Here is a 21,645-nt window from a genome sequence, read left to right as displayed (position 1 = left end):
ATCTAGGGGAGGGCTCAAGATCGCGCAGAGGGTCCGGCGCGGGGCGCGGTAGGGGGGTGCCGTGCTCGGTGACCACACTTGTGCCGAGTCGTGCCGCGCGACCGGTTTCCGCATCCGGAATTCCGTCCTCGGGCTTCCGTCTTCGGACTTCCGCCTTCGGAATCGGCCAGCTTTGCCAGCTCACCCGGCATGCACGGAGATCCATTTCGTCATGCCGTAAGTGAGAACCCCCCTTTCGAACCGGACTAAAAGCCGGACCGCCCAGGGGCGGGCGGTCCGCCGGACGAGAGGGACCAGACTCATGAGCTCAGTCCTGCGCCCAGCCGTATCGGGCGAAGATCCGTTAATGGCCGGCAAATACCGGCCCATCTCCTCTCACCTGGCCATAGCGCCACCGGTGAGTGTCGTGATCCCCGCCATGAATGAGGCGGAGAATCTCCCGTACGTCTTCAAGACCCTTCCCGCCTGGATACACGAAGTGGTTCTTGTCGACGGCAATTCCACCGACAACACCGTCGAGGTGGCCCGTGAACTGTGGCCCGACGTCAAGGTCGTCAAGCAGCGGGGAAAGGGCAAGGGCGACGCCCTGATCACCGGATTCGAGGCGTGCACCGGCGACATCATCGTGATGGTCGACGCGGACGGCTCGGCCGACGGCCACGAGATCGTGTCGTATGTGTCCGCGCTGGTGTCCGGGGCGGACTTCGCCAAGGGCTCGCGGTTCGCCAACGGCGGCGGCACCTCCGACATGACACCGATCCGCAAACTGGGCAACCGAGTGCTGTGCGCGGCCGTCAACGCCAAGTTCGGCGCCCGCTACACCGACCTCTGCTACGGCTACAACGCGTTCTGGCGGCACTGCCTGGACCAGATCGAACTCGACTGCACCGGCTTCGAGGTCGAGACCCTGATGAACATCCGGGTGGTCAAGGCCGGGCTCAAGGTGCAGGAGATACCCAGCCACGAGTACCTCCGCATCCACGGCACGAGCAATCTGCGGGCCGTGCGGGACGGGTTCCGGGTGCTCAAGGTGATCATGGGTGAGCGTTCCAACCGGCGCGCTCTGCGCCGCAGGCCGCACGCCGCCCAGCTCGACTCGGGCCAGGGAGAGGTGTCTTGAGCAGTCCCGACATCTCTGTGGTGATCTGCGTCTACACCGAGGACCGCTGGGAGGACATCCTCGCGGCGGTCTCCTCGGTGCGGGCGCAGTCGCAGCCCGCCCTGGAGACGCTCCTCGTCGTGGACCACAACGCCACGCTGCTCGACCGGCTGAGCAGGCAGTACAAGGAGACCGACGCGGTACGGGTGCTCGCCAACGCGGGCCCGCGCGGCCTGTCCGCGGGCCGCAACACCGGGATCTCCGTCGCGCACGGCGAGATCATCGCGTTCCTCGACGACGACGCCGTGGCCGAGCGCGACTGGCTGCGCCACTTCGCCTCGGGGTACGCCGACCCACGGGTCATGGCCGTCGGCGGCCGTACGATGCCGATCTGGGCGTCGGGTCGCCGGCCCGCCTGGTTCCCCGAGGAGTTCGACTGGGTGGTGGGCTGCACGTACAAGGGGCTGCCGCCGGGCCGGGTCCAGGTCCGCAACGTCCTGGGCGGAAACGCTTCTTTCCGTCGTACGGCGTTCGAGGCGGCGGGCGGCTTCGCGACCGGCATCGGCCGCGACGGCGACAAGCGTCCGCTGGGCTGCGAGGAGACGGAGCTGTGCATCCGCCTCACGCGCGCCCGCCCGGACGCGATCCTGCTGATCGACGACCGCGCGGTCATCCACCACCGGGTACCGGAACCACGCGAGCACTTCGCGTACTTCCGCGCCCGCGCCTACGCCGAGGGCCTCTCCAAGGCCCTGGTCGCCCGGAGCGTCGGCGCCGGCAAGGGCCTCGAGTCGGAACGCCGCTACACGACGCGCGTCCTGCCCGCCGGGGTGGCCCGCGGACTGCGCGACGCCCTGCTCGCCCGCCCGGGCGGCGCGGGCCGCGCGGGCGCCATCGTGGCCGGTGTCCTGACGGCGGCCGGGGGGTACGTACTCGGCAGCGTCCGGGCCCGCAAGGGCGGCGCCACGTTCACCGTGGCCGAGATCGAGAACGGGATCGGGAGCGGTCCGGGACGCGAGGGGGCGGCGGCATGAGCACAGGAGGAACCCCGCGGGTCGCGGGAGGTGTGGCGGCCCCATGAACGACACCCCCGTACCCGTCCTCATGTACCACTCCATCGCCGCCGCGCCCAATGACGCGACGCGTGAGCTGTCCGTGGGGCCCGAGGCGTTCGCCGAGCAGATGGCGCTGCTCGGGGACCAGGGGTTCACCCCGGTCGACACGGCGGCGCTGGCGGCGAGTTGGCGGTCCGGCGGACCACTGCCGGAGCGCCCCGTGCTGATCACCTTCGACGACGGTTACGACGGCGTGCACCGGCACGGGCTGCCCGTGCTGGCCAAGCACGGCTTCGCCGCCACGCTGTTCGTCTCGACCGGGTGGATCAAGGGCGCGTACGACACCGGAGGCGGCCTCGACGCCATGCTGAGCTGGGCTCAGGTGCGCGAACTCGCCACCGAGCAGGTCGAGATCGGCGGACACAGCCACACGCATCCGCAGCTGGACCAGCTCTCCGACGACGCGCTCCGGTTCGAGGTGCTGCGCTGCAAGGAGATCATCGCCGACGAGCTGGGCACCCGCCCGGCCTCGTTCGCGTACCCCTACGGCTACTCCAGCCGCCGGGTGCGCCAGGTGGTGCGGGAGACGGGCTTCGCCCAGTCACTCGCCGTCGGCAACGGCCTGGCGCGCCGCCGCCAGGGCCCGTACGCCCTGCAACGCGTGACGGTGCGCCGCAACACCGGTATCGAGGAGTTCGAGCGGCTCGTCGAGGGCCGCGCGATCGCCCGCAATTTCATCCGGGACCGCGCCCTCACCAAGGGGTACGCCATGGTCCGCAGAGCACGACAGGTCCGCCGGAAGGCCATCCGTTCCCGTGTCTGACACGACGACCACAGCCCAGGCTTCATCGCCCATCGCCGAGGCGCCCGAGCAACGGACCGGGCGCCGCCTCCGCCTGCCCGGCCGGGGCCGAAAGGACGGCGGCGGAGGCAACCAACTCTTCCGCAACGCCTACGCCCTGATGCTCAACACCGGGATCTCCGCGGTGCTCGGGCTCGGCTACTGGCTGATCGCCGCCCGCTACTACTCCGACGACGCGGTCGGCCAGGGCTCCGCCGCGATCGCCGCGATGAAGCTCCTCGCGGGCCTGACCGCGGTGACCCTGACCGGCGCCCTGGCCCGCTTCATCCCCGTCGCGGGCCACGCCACCGGACGCCTCATCTTCCGTACGTACGCGGGAAGTTCGGTGGTCGTGGCGCTGGCCGCCGTGGTCTTCCTGCTGACGCTGAACGCATGGGGACCCTCGTACCGCTTCCTGCACGGCTCGATCAACGGCCTCGGCTTCATCCTGGCGGTCGTCGCCTGGTCGCTGCTGACCCTGCAGGACGGCGTGCTGACCGGGCTGCGCAGCGCGCTCTGGGTGCCGGTGGGCAACACCGTGTTCTCCGCGGTGAAGCTGGCACTGCTGGTCGGACTCGCCGCCGCGATCCCGACGACCGGCGTCTTCGTCTCCTGGGTCGCCGCGATCGCCCTGTCGGTGGTGCCGCTCGGCCTGCTGGTGTTCCGACGGCTGGTCCCCCGGCACATCAAGGCGACTGAGGAGCGCGCGAACCCGCCCACGCTCAAGGAGGTCGGACGCTTCCTCGCCGGCGACTACACCGGCTCGCTCTTCTCGCTCGCCGTGGTCTATCTCGTCCCGGTGATCGTCGCCTCGCAGGTCAGCTCCTCCGACAACGCGTACTTCTACATCACCACGACGATCGGCGGCACGGTCAACCTGCTCGCCATCAACATGGGCGCCTCGCTGACCGTCGAGGGCTCGCACGACCCCGCGCGGCTCGCCGCGAACACCCGGGCCGCGCTCAGGCGCATGGCGCGGCTCATGCTGCCGGTGTGCGGACTGCTGTTCGTCGGGGCGCCGTTCATCCTGCACGTCTTCGGCGACGGCTACGCGCACGCGGCGACCCCGCTGCTGCGCTGGTTCGCGGTCGGCGCGCTGCTGCGGGTCGTCATGGAGACGTACTTCGCGGTGCTGCGCGCCCAGAGCCGCACCTCCGGACTCGCCTATCTGCAGGGCCTGCTGTGCGTCCTGGTCCTCGGCCTGACGGTGATCCTGCTGCCCCGGATGGGCCTGACCGGGGCGGGCGTCGCGGAGATCTCCAGCCTCACGGTGATCGTGTCGATCGCCGCGCCCAAGCTGTTCAAGATCGTACGGACCGCGCCGCCCGCCGAACTCCCGGCGGGCGCGGCGCCGGACGGGGACCTCGCCGACCTCGGGGCACGCGACGTGGCCGCGGCCCAGCCGCGCGGGGCGAAGCGGGGGCCCGCCTGGGCCCCGGACTCCGACACCCTCGCCCTCGGCGTGCACGTCGACTTCGACCACCAGGAACGCCGCCCGGACGTCCGCCCGGGCCCCGGCACCCCGCCCACGGGCACACCCAAGGCACACCCGGACCACCGCCCGACCTGGGCGCTCAAGCCGCAACTGCCCTCAGTGGGGCTGCCGGTGGAGGCGCGGGCGCCGGGCTCGGAGGCTTCCCTGGGCCCGGCGGAGGCCCCGGAAGTCGACGCTCCCTTCGAGACGGACGGTGCGGACGGCGACCCGACGGGGGCGCTGGGCGGGACATCAAGCGGCTCCGCCGCGTGGGTGCGACCGGCCACCACCGACCCGCAGCCGGCGGACGACACAACCCCACCCCCGCCCACCCTCCGCGACCGCCTACGACACCCTTCAAAACCCGGCGTGCTCCTCGGCTTCCTGCTGATCTGCGCACTGCTCCTCTACTGGGTCCCGGCACTGGCTCTCGACGACGCCTCCCTCGACAAGATGGGCGGCCTCGGCCTCATCTCCGTCCTGCCGCTGCCCACCCTGATCGGCGCGGCCCTCCTGATCACGGTCTTCGCCTCGCTGCTCTGGATGAACCGCGAGCACAAGGGCCTGCTGCTCATCACCCTGCTCGCCACCGTGATCTCCCTGCACGCGCTCCCCGCGGTCATCGAGACCGAGCCCCGGTTCGCCACCGCCTGGCAGCACCTCGGCTTCCTCGACTACATCGACCGCACCGGATCCGCGGTGCCCGACCTGGACGCCCGCTGGAGCTGGCCGGGCTTCTTCGCGGGGGCCGCGTTCGTCGCCAAGGCCTGCGGTGTCGGCGACCTCACCGAGGTGATCCGCTGGTGGCCGCTGACCATGCAGCTGCTCTACCTGGCCCCGATGTTCCTGCTCGTGCGTTCGATGCGGGCGAGCTGGCGCGCCAAGTGGACCGGCGTCTGGATCTTCGTGCTGAGCGGCTGGGTGGGCCAGGACTACTTCTCCCCGCAGGGCTTCACCTACCTCCTCTACCTCGTCTTCGTGGCGATCCTCCTCGTGTGGTTCCGGGCGCCGCGTGTGCTGTGGGCGAAGGCGCGCCCGGGTGAGGCGGAGGTCGAGCCGGCCGACCGGCGCCAGCGGGCCGTGCTCCTCATGGTGCTGATCGGCCTGTTCGCGGCGAGCGTCCCGGCGCACCAGCTCACCCCGTTCGTGATGCTCGGCGTGCTCGCGGTCCTCGTCCTCGTGGGCCGCTGCGAACTGCGCGGGCTGCCGATCCTGTTCGCCGTCCTGGTCTCCGTCTGGATCGGCTTCATGGCCGAGCCGTACTGGTCGGGGCACTTCAACGACCTGTTCGGCGGGGTCGGCGGCGTCGGCAGCAATGTGTCGACCTCCGTCTCCGGCCGTATCCAGGGCGGCAGTTCGACGCACAAACTCGTCCTCTACGCGCGCGTGCTGCTCGCCGGCGGTGTGATGGCCTTCGCCTGCTGGGGCTGGTGGCGGCGGCGCGACCACAAGTACCGCGAGCGGTCGCTGATCGTCCTGACCTTCGTCCCGTTCCTGGGCTTCGGCATGCAGTCGTACGGCGGCGAGATGGCCCTGCGGGTCTTCATGTTCGCCCTGCCGGGGGCGGCGCTGCTGGCCGGCCTCGCCCTCTTCCCGCGCACCGGCGTCACCGCGAAGGAACGGGAGAAGGACCGGGTGAGTCTCGCCCCGCTGGTCGCGCTCATGGCGGGTCTGCTGCTCATGGGCGGCTTCCTGGTGGCCCGTTGGGGCAACGAGTCCTTCGAACGGATCCGGCCGGGCGAGGTCACGGCCATGAACTACGTGTACGCGCACGACAAGCCGACCGTACGGCTGCTGTGGCTGAGCAACGACACGGTCAACAACGTGACACCCGCGATGCCGTGGGGCACCCGGGACATGGAGAAGGTGCAGTACGTGCCGACGCTGGCGCCGAGCGACCCGGTGCTGGTGTCCGGGCTGGTCAAGTCGCTCAAGGACGCCGGCCCGAACTCGTACCTCATGATCAACCGCAGCCAGGTGGTCTACCTCCAGATGGACGTGGGCTACTCGGCGACCTGGGAGTCCCGGCTCATCCGCAACCTCGACGACCGGCAGGACCTGAAGAAGGTCCTCGTCAACGACGACGTGACGATGTACACGCTGCGCAAGCAGCCCGCGGGCAAGGTGCTCGAGCCCGCTCCGGGGCCGATCGGTCCGCTGATCACCTGGACGCCGTGGTCGGTCGTCGGCGCGCTGGCGGCCGTGGCGCTCATCATCATGCTGGCGGCGCGGGAGGTCGTACGGGTCGCGGTGCGGCCCAGTGTGCGGCAGCTGCGGTGGCTGCAGAGCAGCTTCTGGTTCTCGCTGCCGCTGCTGGCGGTGCTGCTGGCCTCGCTCGTCCAGCGGTTCCTGACCATGAAGTAGCACGAGGCTGGGCCAGGCGGAGTGGCTCACCCGGACCCGGGATCACGGGTTCAGCGGGTGAGCCACTTCACTTCGTAGGCCTTCATGTCGAACCGCTTGCCGTCCACCTGCGCGCTGATGGACCGGTTCTGGGTGTTCACGACGAGGACGGCCTTGTCGGTGGCGAGGACGCGGGTGTTGGGCACGTCGTCGGGGGCCACGGACACCGTCGCGTACGTGGTGCCGGGGGCGAACGCCCGGCTGAAGCGGGAGACGAGGTCCAGCATGGGCAGGGCCGCGCCGCCGCCGGCACGGTCGGTCGGCGTCCACAGGCAGCCCGCGCAGTCGGTGCCCTTCTCCTTCTCCGGGTTCCAGTAGAAGCCGGAGCCGGCGCCGCCGCGGGCCATCGCGATCAGGCCGGCGGCCTGGACGGCGACGCGGTGGGCCTCGGACCAGCCCGTGCGCTCGTCGTTGCCGTCGGCGGGCTCCACGTAGTACTCGGCCCACCACAGCGGCAGGCCGTGGGTCCGCTCGCGCACCCACCGGCTGACGGCGGTGAGCTTGTCGGTGGCCGCGAACTCGTTCGGGAGCAGGTCGTCGTCCTTGGTGTAGCTGGAGCCGTCGACGACGACGAAGTCGGCGCCCGCCTTGTTCTTGTTCCAGTAGTCGAAGGCGTCGAGGACCCGCTGGTCCATGGTGCCCCAGGTGCCCTTCAGGGTCGTCGACGCGTTCTCCGCCTGGCGCGGGTCGACGCTGTCCATGACGAGGTAGGGCCCGCCGACCAGGATGTCCTTGTCGACCTTCTTCAGCGCCTTGTAGACGAGGTTGTAGAGCTCGGTGTAGCCCTCGTAGTCCCAGCGGCCCTTGCCGTCGTTCCAGAAACCCTTGAACTCGTTCCAGACGATGAAGTGACGGACGTCCGGATAGCGCCTGGCGACGGTCGCGGCGAGCGCGGCGAAGTCCGCGTAGTGGGAGCGGTCCGGGGCGGTCTCCAGCGCGGCCTGGCTCCAGTTCGTGTTGTTCGCGCCGGCCTTGCCGCCCTTCATCCAGTCCGGGGAGCAGCACAGGGTGACGACCGGGGTCCCGCCGGACTTCCGCATGAAGTCGATACGGCGGTCCATCTCCGAGAAGTCGTAGCGCCCCTTGGAGGGTTCGGGGTTGCCCGCCCCCCAGCCCATGATGTGCTGGATCTGCGGCAGCGGCTGCTTCTGCAGCAGCCCCTCGACGCGCTGGGAGGCCGTGTCACTGCCCTGGTCGGCGCTGTACTGGGTGTGGGTGAAGCCCCAGCCCACCTCGGGTTGCGGGGTTTCGGGCGGGGTGACGGGGGTGCCGTGCACCTTGTCGCCGTCGCGGGTGGTGCCCGCGGTGCTCGCGCCGCCTCCGGGCAGGGTGTTGAGCAAGGTCACCACCAGGGCCAGAGCGGCCACTCCCACGCCGAGCAGCGCGGTGAGCCGCCACCGCCGTACCCCCGAATTCCACACATGACGTCCCATCAAGGGCAACAGTAACGGCGGGGATCGGCCGTGGGACAGGTCTTGTACGACCACAGCCGTGTAACAGGACGGAGGGGACACTGACCGACACAGCCGACACACAGGACGCACCGCGGAAACCGGGTGCACGGGGCGCCCGCGTGACGGATCATGGCGGCATGTCTGCCAACCCACACGACGCACTGCCGATCCGGCTCAACGTCGACGACAGCGACTCGCCGTCGGACGTCGTCGACGCGCTGTTCCTCGGCCGCTTCGCGACGGGCGAGCAGCCGCACTCGCACGCGGCGAACATCGACCGCGTACGGTCCGGGGCGACGCTCCTCCCGCCGGGCGCCCGCGTGCTGCGCTCGGCCCGCGACGACGACCGCAGCGCCACGCTCGCCGAGGGCGACGGCTGGACACTGCTGGTGTCCCGCTGGAACCGTGGCGCCGACGTCACGGTCACCGCGACCAGCACCGAACTGGCCGCCAAGATCCTCGACCAGGCGACGGACGGCGCGGCGGACGAACCCGAACCCCAGCCGGAGAACGTGACGATGGGGTTCTGGTACGTCTCCCCGCGCCGCGGCCCGCACCGCACCACCCGGCAGATCTCCGCGGGTACGTGGGAGGAGGTGCGGCCGAACTACACCGGGCCGGTGGCGGACGCCATGGACCGGCTGATGAAGACGACGCCCGAGGACATCGCGGGCCGGCTGTTGCTGCTGCACGGCCCGCCCGGCACGGGCAAGACCTCGGCCCTGCGCACCCTGGCGCGTTCCTGGCGCGACTGGTGCCAGGTGGACTGCGTCCTCGACCCGGAGCGGCTCTTCTCCGACGTCGGCTATCTGATGGACATCGCGATCGGCGAGGAGGACGGCACGGGCAAGGGGCGCTGGCGGCTGCTCCTGCTGGAGGACTGCGACGAGCTGATCCGCGGCGAGGCCAAGCACACCGCGGGCCAGGCGCTCTCGCGGCTGCTCAACCTCACCGACGGGCTCCTCGGCCAGGGCCGCAACGTGCTCGTGGGCGTCACGACCAACGAGGACCTCGAGCGCCTCCACCCCGCCGTGGTCCGCCCCGGCCGCTGCCTCGCCCGGATCGAGGTCGGCGCGCTGACGCGCCCGGAGGCGGTGAGCTGGCTGGGCACGGAGGAGGGCGTCGGCCGTGACGGCGCGACCCTGGCCGAGCTGTACGCGCTGCGCCGGGGCACGACGCCGACGTCGGTGCCGGACCAGCGGGAGGGCGCGGACGCGGGGCTGTATCTGTAGCTGCCCGGCACTGCGTGCGGTGCTTTGATGGTCGTATGACCCTGTTCGTCGGCACGTCGGGGTGGCAGTACAAGGACTGGCGCGGCGTCCTGTACCCGGACGGGGTGCCGATGCGGCTGTGGCTGGAGGAGTACGCGGCACGGTTCGCCACGGTCGAGATCAACAACGCGTTCTACCGGCTGCCGTCGCGGGAGACCTTCGAAAGCTGGCGGGAGCGCACCCCGCCGGATTTCGTCGTCGCCCTCAAGGCGAGCCGCTATCTGACGCACATCAAACGGCTGCGCGATCCGGCGGAGCCGGTCGGCCGGCTGCTGGGCCACGCCGCCGGGCTCGGCGACCGCCTGGGCCCGGTCCTGCTCCAGCTCCCGCCCACGCTGCACGCCGACCCCGCCCTTCTCGACGAGTGCCTGGCCCGCTTCCCCGCCGGCGTCCGGGTCGCGGTCGAACCGCGCCACGACTCCTGGTGGACACCGGAGGTGCGCAAGGTGCTGGAGTCACGGGGCGCCGCCCTCTGCTGGGCCGATGTGCGGGCCCGCCCCGTGACACCCCTGTGGCGGACCACCGACTGGGGCTACGTCCGCTTCCACGAGGGCCGCGCCCGGCCGTGGCCACGCTACGGCCGTCAGTCCCTGACGACCTGGGTACGGCGCGTGACGGACGCCTGGTCCGACGACCACGACGTGTACGCGTACTTCAACAACGACCCGAACGCGGCGGCGATCCACGACTCGGTGACCTTCGCCCACGCGGCACGGTCGACGGGCCTGACGGTGACCCGCACGCCGGACGACAGGGCCTAGTCCCCGTAGGCCGCCCGCAGGGCATCCCGTACGGCGTCCAGCGCGGCGGGCTCCGAGAGGCCGAGGCGGTGCACGCGCTCGGCATACGCCTGTGCGGCCGACGCCGCTTCACGCTCCGCCGCCGAGCCCGCGGCGGCGACGAACGTCCCGTTGCGGCCGCGTGTCTCGATCACCCCGTCCGACTCCAGCGCCCGGTAGGCCTTGGCGACCGTGTTGGCGGCGAGACCGAGCTCCTCGGCCAGCCCCCGCACGGTGGGCAGCTTGTAGCCGACCGGCAGCGCGCCGGACCGCGCCTGCTCGGAGACCTGGGCACGCACCTGTTCGTACGGCGCGGCCCCCTCATCGATGTGGATCTTCAACGTCACGGAGCGATTGTCCCGTACGGGAAGGAAAATGAGAGGCACTCGAACACACCTCGCGCGTAGCGTTCGACTCCATGACTGTGATCATCAGCGAGGTCCGCCCGGACGACCGGCGGCACACCGAGGGCTTCGCCCTCGTCCGCAACCGCGCCCTCCCCTTCGTGCTGTACACCCCCGACTCCATCGCGTACGACGTCACGCACGCGCACCCCGACGCCCACTACCGCCCGCTGCTCGCGGAGCAGGACGGCGAACCGGTCGGCACGGCCCAGGTCGGCATCGCGCACGACAGCGCGGAGCCGAATCAGGGCTACCTCAACGTGTACGTCGACCCCGGTCGTACCCGCCGGGGCGCGGGCTCGCTCCTGGTGCGCACCGCCGAGGAGCACCTGGCGGCCCTGGGCGCGACCAAGCTCTTCGCCTGGGTCCTGGACGAGCCGGGCAACCGCGCGTTCGCCGAGAAGCACGGCTACCACGCGAGCCGCTCCGCCCACTTCCTGCGCCTCGACCTGGCGGGCGGTACCCTGCCGCCGCTCCAGGACCCGCCGCCGGGCGTCGAGCTGCGCAAGGGCTCGGACTTCGCCGACGACCCGCGTCCCCTGTTCGCCCTGGACGCGGAGACGATGGCGGACGAACCCGGTGACATCCCGCACGAGTTCACGGACTACCAGGCCTGGCTCCAGGAGACCTGGCACCACCCCCTGTTCAGCGCCGGACTGACCACGGTCGCGCTGGTCGACGGCCGTCCGGCGGCGTTCAGCGCGGCCCGCACGGACGGCGGCACCCGCTACGGCACCGTGATGACGGGCACCGCCGCCGCGTTCCGCGGTCGCGGCCTCGCCAAGCTCGCCAAGAACGACTCGCTGCACCGTGCCCGCGCCGCCGGATGCACGGAGGCGTTCACGGGCAACGACAGCGGCAACGGACCGATGATCGCGATCAACAAGTGGTTCGGCTACGAGATCTGCGGGACGGAGGTGCGGTATGTCCGCGAACTCGCCTGACGCGCCCCGCACCGTGGAGGTCGTCCTCGTCAAGTCCGGCCGCACGAAGATCCGTTATCCCGCCGAGCTGCTCGCCGACGACGGCACCCGCGTCACCGTGCGCGCGCCGTGGGCGGGCGAGGGCGTCCGCGACTTCGGCTTCGTACGGTTCGAGCCGGGCGATGTCTTCACCGAGTACTACTGGCGGGACCGCTGGTACGCGGTCAAGGAGGTCCGGGACGCCGAGGGCGTACGGAAGGGCTGGTACTGCGACATCACCCGCCCGGCCACCCTCTCCGGCGGCGAACTGGTCGTCGAGGACCTCGACCTGGACCTGTGGCGCTCCGCGGACGGCACGGACGTACTGCGCCTGGACGAGGACGAGTTCGCGGCGAGCGGCCTCGCGACGACCGATCCGCGGGCCGCGACCGCCGTGCTCAACGCCCTCGACGCGCTCGAACTCCTGGCCCGCGAGGGCGACTTCGAGGCGCTGCTCGGCTAGGCCCTGTCCGGCAGGACAGGGCCTGGGGCTGGTACCCGGCAGATACCCGCTCGGCGACCGTCGAGTACCCGGTGGTCAGACGTGGGCCACCACCGCGTACCGCTCGTCCGCCACCTCGCGCCCCCACAGCATCGCGTCGTCGGACAGCCGCTCCACTCGGAGGTCCGAGGTCAGGGGCTCCAGCAGGGCGGCCAAGCGGTCGGCGGGTATGCCGGCCGGGCTCAGCGTCCCCCACACCCCCTCGACCAGGACGAGCCGCCCTCCGGGGCGCAGCAGCCCACGCCAGTGCCGCAGGACGCGCCCGGGGTCGGGCAGCGCCCACAGGACGTGCCGGACGAGCACGACGACGAACCGCTGCTCGCCGACGGGCGGTGCCGTCGCGTCACCGAGGAGGAACACCGCGTCACGTCCGGCGAGCTTGGCGCGGGCCAGGTCGACCATGCGCGGCGCGCGGTCGATCCCGGTGACGTGGTGGCCCCGCTCGGCCGCGAGGAGCGCCAGGCTGCCGGTGCCGCAGCCGAGGTCGAGCACGTCGGACGGGGTCTCGGGCAGCCAGGCGCGCAGCCGCTGGGCCCAGGCCTCCCGCACGGCGGCGTCGCGCAGCCCGTGGTCCGGCTCGTCGTCGAAGCTGTCGGCCTCGGCGTCCCAGTCCACCCGGTCCTCGTCGGCCACCGCCTCCGCACCCCCGCCCGCGCCGCCGAGCTCCGGCCTCACCTCGCTCGGACACGGTTTGACACCACTCTGACCTGGATTCATTTCGCTGTAACCCGCCATGTGCCCCAGGGTGACACCCGCCACTGACAGTCGAATCGTGACAGCCGCCACAGACAGATCCGGACTGATGAGCAACTCTCCCGGAAAGGGTCTACCTCCGCACAACCGCGGATCCCGGTAGGCACAAGGAGGCAGCCATGCGCCGTGTGACCGTGCAGAAGCCCCTGAGGAAGTCGGAGTCCCGCCGAGTGCGGGACGCGGCCGACGAGCGTCCGGCCGAGCGCCCGGAGGTCCGCAAGGACATCCACCGCACGTGGTGGCCGGACGAGTGAGCGGCCCGGGCCGCGCGCCCCGGCGCTGAGACCCGCCCAGGCACGGAAACCGTCAGCCGAGCCGCTTGCGGTAGTGGATCCGGTCGTACCGGCCGTCCACGCGGCGCTCCACGACCTCGTACCCGTACTTCGGGTAGATCTTCTGGTTCTCCCACATCATCGCGTTCGTGTAGAGCCTGACCTCGGACAGCCCGAGCGCACGCGCGTGTGCGTCCACGAACGCCAGCAGCCGTCGCCCGACGCCCTCGCCATGGGCGTCGGGGTGGACGGCGATGCTGTCGAGGAAGAGATGGTCCTCGCGCGCCTCGATCACCACGAGGCCCCTCACGGGCTCTCCCGTGACGAACACCCGCCCCGCGGCCACGTTCGCCGCGTGGTCCGCCTCCATGGGCTTCGGCACCACCCCGATGCGCTCGATGTAGTGGTGGTACGCGGCGTCGGTCACCGCCTTCACCGCCGCCACGTCGGCGGCGACGGCCGGGCGGATCTCCGGTTCGTTCGGGGCATCTGTCATGGCCGAGACGGTACCTACCTGAGCGCAGGCTCAGCACTCCCTTAAGCCGACCATAAGGATCTCCCGCACCCGCCTCCAACAGGCGATTTCGCGGTTTCTTCGGGCTAGCTTGCTGATCACCCCCCACGGGTCCGCCGTTCACCCGAAGGACCGTTCCGAGGAGCCCCCCATGCCCGCTCGCCGCAACGCCGTCGCGGTCGCCGTCGGTGTCGCCCCGGTCGCCCTGACCGCGCTCGCCGCGGCGCCCGCCGCCGCGCACGGCACGATGGGCGACCCGGTCAGCCGGGTCTTCCAGTGCTACGCGGAGAATCCCGAGAGCCCGAGGTCCGGCGCCTGCAAGGCGGCCCTCGCGGCCGGCGGCCCCCAGGCGCTGTACGACTGGAACGGCATCCGGATCGGCGACGCGAACGGCGGACACCAGCGGCTCATCCCCGATGGGAAGCTGTGCAGCGCGGGCAACGACGAGTTCAAGGGCCTGGACCTGGCCCGCACCGACTGGCCGACGACGAGCGTGAGCGGCGGCGCGTACACCTTCGAGTACCGGGTGACGGCCCCGCACAAGGGCACCTTCGAGGTCTACATCACCAAGGCGGGTTACGACCCGTCCAAGCCGTTGGCCTGGGCCGACCTGGACCTGGCGCACCCGGTCGCCACGAAGACCGACCCGGCCGCGACGAACGGCTACTACACCTTCTCCGGCACGCTGCCGCAGCGCTCGGGCAGGCAGCTCCTCTACGCGATCTGGCAGCGCTCGGACAGCCCGGAGGCGTTCTACTCCTGCTCGGACGTCACCTTCGGCGGCGGGGGTTCCGGCAACGCCGGTTCCGGCGGCGGCAGTACGGGAAGCAGTGCCGCCCCCGCATCGACGACCCTCGCGCCGACCGCCCCGGCACCCACCGCTTCCGCGCCCTCCGAGCGGCAGATAGCCGATGGTGCCGACAAGTCGACGGTGCGGCACGACCACCACGACGGCACGGCCGCTCCGGCGGCCGGCACGAACCCCTCCGACGCCGCTCCCGGCGGCTCCGACGCCCGGCCCGAGGCCGCGGGTGTCTCGGAGCGGCACCTCGCCGAGACCGGCGGTGACTCCTCCAGCCCCTATCTCGCGATCGGCGGGGCGAGCGCGCTGGCGCTGGGCGCGGCGGCGCTGTTCTCCTCGGTCCGCCGCCGCGCGACGAGCGACGTCCGGCGCGGTCGCGGTCGCTAGTGCCGCGGCAGGCAACGTTTGCCCGTCGCGACGGGGCGAACGTTGCCTGTTGCGGCACTAGGTCCCGGTGTACTCCGGGGCCTGTCCGGCGGCTCAGGTCGGACAGGCCCCGGCCGGGGCGGTCAGCTGAACACGGAGGCGCAGTTCGTGGGGGTGGCGTGTGCCGGGTCGAGGGCGTTGGCCGCCTCGTGGAAGGCGATCCGGTCGAGGAGGCCGATCGCGGCGTGCTCGGAGAGGTCGACCGGGCACAGGTCCTGCAGCAGCACGTTGTGCACGTCGGATCCGGTGAGGAACTGCGAGCGGTACGGCGTGACCACCTCGTCGTACTTGGTGGCGATCACCGTGTAGTGCACGCCCGGGACGGTGTCGCCGTCGGCGTTGAGCTTGGTCAGGAAGGCGGAGCCGACGATCTGGTCGGCGAGCGCGGGCGTGGCCGCGGACAGCAGGTCCTCGGCGCCCGGGAAGTACGGCAGCAGGTTGGTGAAGCCGTCGAGGGTGGTGCCGTGGTTGTCGGGCGCGATACCGACGAAGGTGTTCACCTTGGCGGCTCCGCCGAGGAACTTGAGGTAGTAGCGGGGCATCAGGCCGCCCTGCGAGTGGCCGACGAGATCGGCCTTGGCCGCGCCGGTCGCGGCGAGCACCTTGTCGACGAATACCTGAAGCTGTCCGGCCGACTTGTCGATGGGCCCGAGGGCGTTGAAGAGGGGGACGCCGGGCAGTTGCCCGTAGTCGAGGGAGAAGACGCAGTACCCGCGGTCCACCAGGTAGGGCGCGAAGGCCAGCCAGTTGTCGACCGAGTTGGCGAAGGTGCCGTGTACGAGGACGATGGGGCGGGGATGGGCGGCGGAGGGCTTGCAGGAGTAGTCGTTCCAGCCACTGCTCGGCGCGGCGGCGTGGGCGGTGGCGGCGGGGACCACGGCGACCACGGCGGTCAGCAGCAGTGCGGTGAGGGGTCTGAGCAGGCGCTTCCAGGGCAGCATCGGGTGATCTCCTTGCGGCTCAAGGGAGTTGCGGCGACGTACGCCCTGTGATCCGGATCACGAGGATGCTGTTCACTCGTCAAGTTACGGGCGAGTAGCTCAGGTGTGAAGTTACGCGTCAGTAAAAAACTTCCGGCGACAAACAGCGTCCGTCTCGGTCATCAGCCAATACCTGACGAACCGTCACCAGGCGGGCCTGATAGGACCATAGGGCGCGATGCGCGCCAAGTGGTCGCGCAACACGCGCACTTCACCCTCACCGAGCAGTTCGACCCAGGCCCCCACGGCATCGGCGGCCGCCTCCTCCGCCGCTCGGGTGCAGGCCCAGCCGCGTTCGGTCAGCACGACGAGCCGGGCGCGCGCGTCGCCGGGATATGGGCGCCGCTCGGCGTATCCCTTGCGCACGAGCTCGTCGACGAGCTGGCTTGCGGCCTGTTTGGTCATCCCCAGGTGGGTCGCGAGGTCGGTGACCGTCGCACCGTCCGGGGCGAGCCGGGTGAACGCGAAGCCGTACGCGGGCCGCCCCTCGAAGCCGCGGGCCTCGACGCCGTCGTTGATGCGCCGCGTCAGGTCGCCCGCGGCGGCGAGCAGGGCGGCGGTCAGGGCCATGGCCTCGGAGTTCTCCACGGGTGCATTGAAACACCCTTGACGGATTGGTCAAGTAGCTTGACCATGAGTCCATATAGTCAAGCTACTTGACCACTTGCTCAGGAGGCAGCCATGCCCGTCATCCACCCGTCCGATGCCGTCGTCCACGAGATGCACGGCGCCCGCTTCGTCTCGCACGCCGGCCCCCGCGCCGGCAGCAAGGAACTGTGCGCCTGGCGGGGCGAGATCCCCGCCGGCACCAAGGCGCCCCTGCACACCGTCAGCCGCGAGGAGATCCTCCACATCCTCGAGGGCGAGCTGGTGATCACACTCGACGGACGCACCGAGCGGGTCACCGCGGGCGACACGCTGATCATCAACCCCGGGGCGGCCTTCGGCGTCGAGAACCCGACCGACCGGACCGTGATCACCTGGGTCACCACGCCCATCGGCCTGACGGCGGAGCTGTCCGACGGCACCCGCATCGCCCCTCCGTGGGCCAACTGACACAGGCCTGAGAGGAGTTACGCCGCCAGCGTGCCCGGCATCACCGCCTGCGGGCCGAACTTCGCTCGCGCGCGGTCGGCGGCCTCCTCGATGCGGCGGACCTTCTCGTCCACCGGGTCGAAGGTGAGCTGGTGGGAGGCCTGCTCGGCGAGGGTGAGGCCCTCGGCTCGCAGGCCGATCGCGCGGACCCGGGCGCGCTGGAGGCCGAGTGCCTCGTACAGGCCGTACGCGGTGGCGGTGAGCGCCGAGGAGTGGGCGGTGGGTTCCTTGAGGGTGCGACTGCGGGTGGTCGAGGAGCGGTCGGCGTAGCGGACGGTGAGAGTCAGGGTGCGGCAGACCTTCTCCAGGGCGCGCAGCCGGGTACCCAGTTCCTCCGTGGCGGAGAGCAGCGCGCGGCGGTGCAGGGACGGGTCCAACTCGTCGCGGGAGAAGGGGCGTTCGGTGGCAAGAGAGCGCGAGGCGGCGTTCGGGACGACCCGGCCGCGGTCGATGCCGGACGCCTTCTCGTGCAGTTCGCGGCCGGTCCGGGCACTGGTCAGGCGCTGGAGCGTGGACAGGGGCGCGGCGGCGACCTTGCCGATGGTGTCGAGGCCGTACTCGCACAGGGTGCGGGCGGTGGCGCCGCCGACCCCGGGCAGCGCGGCGACGGGCCGCTCGGCGAGGAACTCCGCGACGGCGTCCGGCTCCCCGGGCACCACCCGGGTCACCCCGGGCGCGGCCTCCCGAAGCGCCATCCGCGCGAGCATCGGCCCGGGTCCGGCGCCGATCGCGCAGTCGACCCCGTACCGGGCGAGTGCCCGCACCCGGATCAGCGAGGCGAACTCCACGGCGGTCCGCCCGAAATACCGTTCGGCGCCCCGCAGATCGACCAGCGCGCGGTCGGGCGGCAACGCCTCGATGACGGGCGTGAACTCCTCCAACAACCCGAGGAGCCCCGGCAGGGCGGCCTCGTACATCGGAGGCAGCTGGAAACGTACGCAGAGGATGGTCATCCCGCACTCCCCGGACTCTGGTGCCACAACTTCTTTCCCCCCGCGGGCCCTTCGCCCGCGGGACGCAGATCGGCCCAGGGGTGCATCTCGTACCCCGTGGGCATCCGGATCTTCCGGCTCTCCTTCGCGCCCTCCCCCTCCGGCAGGGGCTCCGGTACCGGCTCCGCCAGCCGCGCCGCCACCACGTCGAGGCCGCCCTCGGCGCGCAGCTCGACCAGTTCGGCGAGGTTCCAGGCCGCCGCGCCCACCACGCTGAGGCTGCGCGGGCCCCGGCGCTGCACCACTCCGCGCACCAGCAGCAACCAGGAGTGGAAGACGGTGTGGGCGCAGGCGTCGTGCGAGTCGTCGAAGAAGGCGAGGTCGACCAGGCCGGTGCCGTCGTCCAGGGTGGTGAAGATGACGCGTTTGCCGGAGCGGATCGGCGGGGTCTGGGTGGCCGCCTTGGCGCCCGCGACCAGGACCGTCTCTCCGTGCCGCGCCTCCCGCAGCCGGCGTGCCGTCACCACGCCCAGCTCTTCCAGGAACTCCCGGTGGTCGTCCATCAGATTGCGCGAGGCGTCCATCGACAACACGCCCAGTTCGGCACTGAGCCGCTCCGCCGAGGAGAGGTCGGGCAGCCCGGCGGAGGCGGTCTTCCGCCCACCTGCCAGCGGGAGTTGGCCGCCGCCCGCACCCCGGGACCCCCGGTGCAGTTCGGTCAGGTGCAGTTGCAGATCACGCCGGTTGGCGCCGAACGCGTCCAGCGCGCCGACCTGCGCGAGCCGCTGTGCGAGCGGCCTGCTCGGCCGGCCTCGCTCCCAGAAGTCGAGCAGGGAGGCGTACGGCTGTCCGTCCGCGATCCGCGCCGCCTCGGCCTCGCTGATGCCGTGCACGTCGGAGAGGGCGAGGCGGACACCCCAGCGGCCGACAGAGCCAGCCGATTCAGACACCAGTTCGATACGATGGGCGACCGCCGACCGGTTCACGTCCAACGGCAGGACCGGCACCCCCCGCCGCCGCGCGTCCGCCAGCAGCAGCCGCTTCGGATACATCCCGGGGTCGTGCGTGAGCAGCCCGGCGTAGAAAGCGGCCGGGTGATGGGCCTTCAGCCACGCCGACTGGTACGTCGGTACGGCGAAGGCGACCGCGTGCGCCTTGCAGAAGCCGTACGACCCGAAGGCCTCGACGATCTCCCAGGTCCGCGCGATGGTCTCGGCGTCATACCCCTTGGCCGCCGCGTTCTGCGCGAACCAGAACCGGATCCGCCCCTGCGACTCGGGGTCGGACAGCCCGCGCCGCACCCGGTCCGCCTCGTCACGTCCGCAGCCGGTCATGATGTCGACGATGTCGATGATCTGCTCATGGAAGACCACGACGCCGTACGTCTCCTTCAGCGGTCCCTCCAGGTCCGGGTGCGGGTAGCGGATCGGCGCCCGCCCGTGCCGCGCCTCGATGAACGGCCGCACCATGTCGGCGGCGACCGGTCCCGGCCGGAAGAGCGAGATGTCGACGACGAGGTCGTGGAAGGTCGCGGGCTGCAGCCGTCCGACCAGGTCGCGCTGTCCGGGCGACTCGATCTGGAAGCAGCCCAACGTCTCGGCGGACTGGATGAGCCGATAGGTCGCCGGGTCGCCCGGCGCCACCGCGTCGATGTCCGGCCGGTCCCCCGTGGCCCGCTGCACCTCGGCCACCGCGTGCGCCATCGCGGACTGCATCCGCACGCCCAGCACATCGAGCTTGAGCAGCCCGAGGTCCTCGACGTCCTCCTTGTCGAACTGCGACATGGGGAAACCCTCGCCACTGGTCGGCACGACCGGCGTACGGGCGAGCAGGGAGGCGTCGGAGAGGAGCACCCCGCAGGGGTGCATGGCGATGCCGCGCGGGAGGGCGTCGAGGGACTCGACCAGCTCCCACAGCCGACCGAACTTCTCGCCTTCCCGCTGAACCTCCCTCGCCAGCTCCCGCAGTTCGGGCAGCTCGTCCATCGCCGTGCGGGCGTCGCGGGCGCGGATGTGCGGGAAGGACTTGGCGATCCGGTCGATGTCGGCCGGGTCCATGGAGAGCGCGGCGCCCACATCGCGGACGGCGTGCCGGACCCGGTAGGTCTCGGGCATCGAGACGGTCGCGACCCGCTCGGTGCCGAACCGGTCGATGATCGCGCGGTAGACCTCCAGCCGGCGCGCGGACTCCACGTCGATGTCGATGTCGGGCAGCACCGAGCGGCGCTTGGACAGGAAGCGCTCCATCAGCAGCCCGTGCTCGACCGGGTCGGCGTGCGCGATGCCGAGGAGGTGGTTGACAAGGGAGCCGGCGCCGGAACCGCGCGCGGCGACCCGGATGCCCATCTTCCGTACGTCGTCCACGACCTGGGCGACCGTCAGGAAGTAGGAGGCGAAGTCGTGGTGGGCGATGATGTCCAGCTCGCGGTGCATCCGTTCCCAGTAGTCCCGCCTGCGGTCGTAGCCGCGCAGCACCATGCCCGCCGCCGCCCGGGAGGCCAGGACGCGCTGGGCGGTGCGCCGGCCCGCGCCGACGAGATGCGGCTCGGGGAAGTGGACGGTGCCGATGCCGAGGTCGTCCTCGGGATCGACGAGGCACTCGGCGGCGGTGGCCTGGGTCTGTTCGAGCAGACGGTACGCGGTGTCACGGCGGTAGCCCGCGGCCTCGACGATCCGTTCGGCGGCGCCCAGCATGGCGGCCTCGCCCTTGAGCCAGGCCTCGCCGGAGTCCAGCTCGCGCCGGGGGTCGACGGGGACGAGGCGACGGGCGGCGTCCAGGACGTCGGCGACCGGACCGAGGCCCGGGTCGGCGTACCGGACGGCGTTGCTGAGCACGGGGCGCACCCGCTGTTCGGCGGCGAAGCCGACGGTGCGGGCGGCGAGCCGCAGGGACCCCGGCCCGGTGCCCGCACGGCCGTGCCAGACGGCTTCGAGGCGCAGGGCGTCGCCGTAGATCTCCCGCCAGGGCACGAGCAGCTTCGCGGCGCGGTCGGGGCGCCCCGCGGCGAGTGCGCGGCCGACATCGGAGGCGGGGCCGAGCAGTACGGTCAGGCCTTCGGCGTGGTTGTCCGGCCGGAGCAGCAGGGGCTGCCGCCCCGGGCCGCTGTCGGGACCGCCGCCCGCATGCGCCGCCGTGACGATTCTGCAGAGGTCGGCCCAGCCGGCCGCGCCGTCCCGGGCGAGGAAGGTCACCCGGGGAGTCGACTCGTCGATGAAGGCACCGCCACGGACCGGGGCGCGGCGCCGCTCCCCTCGTACGGGCTCCCCGTTCCCTCGCGCGAGCTCCCCGGCCGCTCGGGCAAAAGCCCCGCCCGTCGGCGCGGAGGCCCCGGCCGCCCTGGCGAGGGCCCCCGCCGTCCGCGCGGAAGCTCTCGCCTCTCGGGCGGGAGCCTCGACCGCGAGATCAGCCCCGAACAGGGGACGGACACCCGCCTTGGCGCAGGCCTTGGCGAACCGGACCGCGCCCGCGAGGCTGTCCCGGTCGGTGAGCGCGAGGGCGTCCATGCCTCGCTCCGAGGCACGCTCGGCCAGCCGCTCCGGGTGCGAGGCCCCGTACCGCAGGGAGAACCCGGAGACGGTGTGCAGATGCGTGAACCCCGGCACACGCACCTCCCGTACCCGTCCGTAT

The 21,645-nt window shown here is 71.6% G+C and carries 19 protein-coding genes; 11 read left to right on the top strand and 8 right to left on the bottom strand.

Annotated features, from left to right (window positions below):
• The first annotated feature begins 301 nt into the window (after positions 1-301).
• Genes ACIQTP_RS07985 through ACIQTP_RS07970 form a run of 4 tightly spaced genes read left to right on the top strand, consistent with a single transcriptional unit; the run spans position 302 to position 6,833 of the window.
• Positions 302-1,120, top strand: a complete 819-nt coding sequence (locus ACIQTP_RS07985) for a glycosyltransferase family 2 protein (RefSeq protein WP_402044042.1) — start codon at positions 302-304, stop codon at positions 1,118-1,120.
• Positions 1,117-2,133, top strand: a complete 1,017-nt coding sequence (locus ACIQTP_RS07980) for a glycosyltransferase family 2 protein (protein WP_403397452.1) — start codon at positions 1,117-1,119, stop codon at positions 2,131-2,133. The genes ACIQTP_RS07985 and ACIQTP_RS07980 overlap by 4 nt, the downstream gene beginning before the upstream one ends.
• A 43-nt stretch (positions 2,134-2,176) precedes the next feature.
• Positions 2,177-2,977, top strand: a complete 801-nt coding sequence (locus tag ACIQTP_RS07975; RefSeq protein ID WP_403397450.1) for a polysaccharide deacetylase family protein — start codon at positions 2,177-2,179, stop codon at positions 2,975-2,977.
• Positions 2,970-6,833, top strand: coding sequence for a lipopolysaccharide biosynthesis protein (locus ACIQTP_RS07970; protein WP_403397447.1), 3,864 nt, complete (start codon positions 2,970-2,972; stop codon positions 6,831-6,833). Before ACIQTP_RS07975 ends, ACIQTP_RS07970 begins: the two co-directional genes overlap by 8 nt.
• 50 nt (positions 6,834-6,883) lie before the next feature.
• Here the strand turns inward: ACIQTP_RS07970 and ACIQTP_RS07965 are convergent, their stop codons facing one another.
• Positions 6,884-8,305: a xylan 1,4-beta-xylosidase gene (locus ACIQTP_RS07965; protein ID WP_403397445.1), complete on the bottom strand. Its 1,422-nt coding sequence runs from the start codon at positions 8,303-8,305 to the stop codon at positions 6,884-6,886.
• A gap of 158 nt (positions 8,306-8,463) precedes the next feature.
• On the opposite strand from ACIQTP_RS07965, the gene ACIQTP_RS07960 reads away from it, so the two are divergent.
• Together ACIQTP_RS07960 and ACIQTP_RS07955 are read left to right on the top strand one after the other, a co-directional pair.
• Positions 8,464-9,558 (top strand): DUF5925 domain-containing protein, encoded by a 1,095-nt coding sequence (locus ACIQTP_RS07960; RefSeq protein WP_168490266.1) that lies wholly within the window; start codon positions 8,464-8,466, stop codon positions 9,556-9,558.
• A gap of 35 nt (positions 9,559-9,593) precedes the next feature.
• Positions 9,594-10,358: a DUF72 domain-containing protein gene (locus ACIQTP_RS07955; RefSeq protein WP_403397443.1), complete on the top strand. Its 765-nt coding sequence runs from the start codon at positions 9,594-9,596 to the stop codon at positions 10,356-10,358.
• On the opposite strand, the gene ACIQTP_RS07950 is transcribed toward ACIQTP_RS07955, so the two are convergent.
• Positions 10,355-10,723 carry a GntR family transcriptional regulator gene (locus tag ACIQTP_RS07950; protein ID WP_403397441.1) on the bottom strand — a complete coding sequence of 123 codons (369 nt, stop codon included), beginning with the start codon at positions 10,721-10,723 and terminating at the stop codon, positions 10,355-10,357. The genes ACIQTP_RS07955 and ACIQTP_RS07950 overlap by 4 nt on opposite strands.
• Before the next feature lie 71 nt (positions 10,724-10,794).
• Between ACIQTP_RS07950 and ACIQTP_RS07945 the strand changes: the two genes are divergently transcribed.
• Together ACIQTP_RS07945 and ACIQTP_RS07940 are read left to right on the top strand one after the other, a co-directional pair.
• Positions 10,795-11,724: a GNAT family N-acetyltransferase gene (locus ACIQTP_RS07945; protein WP_403397439.1), complete on the top strand. Its 930-nt coding sequence runs from the start codon at positions 10,795-10,797 to the stop codon at positions 11,722-11,724.
• On the top strand, positions 11,705-12,205 hold the full coding sequence (locus ACIQTP_RS07940) for a DUF402 domain-containing protein (RefSeq protein WP_403397437.1): 501 nt from the start codon (positions 11,705-11,707) through the stop codon (positions 12,203-12,205). The genes ACIQTP_RS07945 and ACIQTP_RS07940 overlap by 20 nt, the downstream gene beginning before the upstream one ends.
• A 75-nt stretch (positions 12,206-12,280) precedes the next feature.
• Here the strand turns inward: ACIQTP_RS07940 and ACIQTP_RS07935 are convergent, their stop codons facing one another.
• On the bottom strand, positions 12,281-12,919 hold the full coding sequence (locus ACIQTP_RS07935; protein WP_403397434.1) for a class I SAM-dependent methyltransferase: 639 nt from the start codon (positions 12,917-12,919) through the stop codon (positions 12,281-12,283).
• A 197-nt stretch (positions 12,920-13,116) separates the two neighbouring features.
• Here ACIQTP_RS07935 and ACIQTP_RS07930 point away from each other — a divergent pair, with 197 nt between their 5' ends.
• Positions 13,117-13,251, top strand: a complete 135-nt coding sequence (locus tag ACIQTP_RS07930; protein ID WP_402044068.1) for a hypothetical protein — start codon at positions 13,117-13,119, stop codon at positions 13,249-13,251.
• A gap of 52 nt (positions 13,252-13,303) precedes the next feature.
• Here the strand turns inward: ACIQTP_RS07930 and ACIQTP_RS07925 are convergent, their stop codons facing one another.
• Positions 13,304-13,765 (bottom strand): GNAT family N-acetyltransferase, encoded by a 462-nt coding sequence (locus ACIQTP_RS07925; RefSeq protein ID WP_403397432.1) that lies wholly within the window; start codon positions 13,763-13,765, stop codon positions 13,304-13,306.
• 169 nt (positions 13,766-13,934) lie between these two features.
• Between ACIQTP_RS07925 and ACIQTP_RS07920 the strand changes: the two genes are divergently transcribed.
• The gene (locus tag ACIQTP_RS07920) at positions 13,935-14,972 is read left to right on the top strand and encodes a lytic polysaccharide monooxygenase (protein ID WP_403397430.1); all 1,038 of its coding nucleotides are present in this window, start codon (positions 13,935-13,937) and stop codon (positions 14,970-14,972) included.
• Positions 14,973-15,094: 122 nt separating this feature from the next.
• Here the strand turns inward: ACIQTP_RS07920 and ACIQTP_RS07915 are convergent, their stop codons facing one another.
• Both ACIQTP_RS07915 and ACIQTP_RS07910 read right to left on the bottom strand, forming a co-directional pair.
• Complete coding sequence (locus ACIQTP_RS07915; RefSeq protein WP_403397428.1) at positions 15,095-15,952, bottom strand: esterase/lipase family protein; 858 nt, start codon at positions 15,950-15,952, stop codon at positions 15,095-15,097.
• Between the two features lie 183 nt (positions 15,953-16,135).
• Positions 16,136-16,579 (bottom strand): MarR family winged helix-turn-helix transcriptional regulator, encoded by a 444-nt coding sequence (locus ACIQTP_RS07910; protein ID WP_403397426.1) that lies wholly within the window; start codon positions 16,577-16,579, stop codon positions 16,136-16,138.
• Between the two features lie 93 nt (positions 16,580-16,672).
• On the opposite strand from ACIQTP_RS07910, the gene ACIQTP_RS07905 reads away from it, so the two are divergent.
• Positions 16,673-17,047: a cupin domain-containing protein gene (locus ACIQTP_RS07905; protein ID WP_403397424.1), complete on the top strand. Its 375-nt coding sequence runs from the start codon at positions 16,673-16,675 to the stop codon at positions 17,045-17,047.
• Between the two features lie 17 nt (positions 17,048-17,064).
• Here the strand turns inward: ACIQTP_RS07905 and ACIQTP_RS07900 are convergent, their stop codons facing one another.
• Both ACIQTP_RS07900 and ACIQTP_RS07895 read right to left on the bottom strand, forming a co-directional pair.
• On the bottom strand, positions 17,065-18,039 hold the full coding sequence (locus ACIQTP_RS07900) for a DNA polymerase thumb domain-containing protein (RefSeq protein WP_403397422.1): 975 nt from the start codon (positions 18,037-18,039) through the stop codon (positions 17,065-17,067).
• Positions 18,036-21,620: a DNA polymerase III subunit alpha gene (locus ACIQTP_RS07895; RefSeq protein WP_403397420.1), complete on the bottom strand. Its 3,585-nt coding sequence runs from the start codon at positions 21,618-21,620 to the stop codon at positions 18,036-18,038. The genes ACIQTP_RS07900 and ACIQTP_RS07895 overlap by 4 nt, the downstream gene beginning before the upstream one ends.
• Between the last annotated feature and the right edge of the window lie 25 nt (positions 21,621-21,645).

The organism is Streptomyces sp. NPDC090798, from assembly GCF_044768965.1.
Taxonomy (GTDB): Bacteria; Actinomycetota; Actinomycetes; order Streptomycetales; family Streptomycetaceae; genus Streptomyces.
Note: the sequence above shows the minus strand (reverse complement) of the source record. Positions and strands in the feature narration are given on the sequence as shown.

Coding starts and splice junctions, on each gene's coding strand:
- ACIQTP_RS07985 (WP_402044042.1), top strand. CDS start 302: ATGAGCTCAGTCCTGCGCCCAGCCGTATCGGGCGAAGATCCGTTAATG.
- ACIQTP_RS07975 (WP_403397450.1), top strand. CDS start 2,177: ATGAACGACACCCCCGTACCCGTCCTCATGTACCACTCCATCGCCGCC.
- ACIQTP_RS07965 (WP_403397445.1), bottom strand. CDS start 8,305: ATGGGACGTCATGTGTGGAATTCGGGGGTACGGCGGTGGCGGCTCACC.
- ACIQTP_RS07960 (WP_168490266.1), top strand. CDS start 8,464: ATGTCTGCCAACCCACACGACGCACTGCCGATCCGGCTCAACGTCGAC.
- ACIQTP_RS07955 (WP_403397443.1), top strand. CDS start 9,594: ATGACCCTGTTCGTCGGCACGTCGGGGTGGCAGTACAAGGACTGGCGC.
- ACIQTP_RS07945 (WP_403397439.1), top strand. CDS start 10,795: ATGACTGTGATCATCAGCGAGGTCCGCCCGGACGACCGGCGGCACACC.
- ACIQTP_RS07940 (WP_403397437.1), top strand. CDS start 11,705: ATGTCCGCGAACTCGCCTGACGCGCCCCGCACCGTGGAGGTCGTCCTC.
- ACIQTP_RS07930 (WP_402044068.1), top strand. CDS start 13,117: ATGCGCCGTGTGACCGTGCAGAAGCCCCTGAGGAAGTCGGAGTCCCGC.
- ACIQTP_RS07925 (WP_403397432.1), bottom strand. CDS start 13,765: ATGACAGATGCCCCGAACGAACCGGAGATCCGCCCGGCCGTCGCCGCC.
- ACIQTP_RS07920 (WP_403397430.1), top strand. CDS start 13,935: ATGCCCGCTCGCCGCAACGCCGTCGCGGTCGCCGTCGGTGTCGCCCCG.
- ACIQTP_RS07915 (WP_403397428.1), bottom strand. CDS start 15,952: ATGCTGCCCTGGAAGCGCCTGCTCAGACCCCTCACCGCACTGCTGCTG.
- ACIQTP_RS07905 (WP_403397424.1), top strand. CDS start 16,673: ATGCCCGTCATCCACCCGTCCGATGCCGTCGTCCACGAGATGCACGGC.
- ACIQTP_RS07900 (WP_403397422.1), bottom strand. CDS start 18,039: ATGACCATCCTCTGCGTACGTTTCCAGCTGCCTCCGATGTACGAGGCC.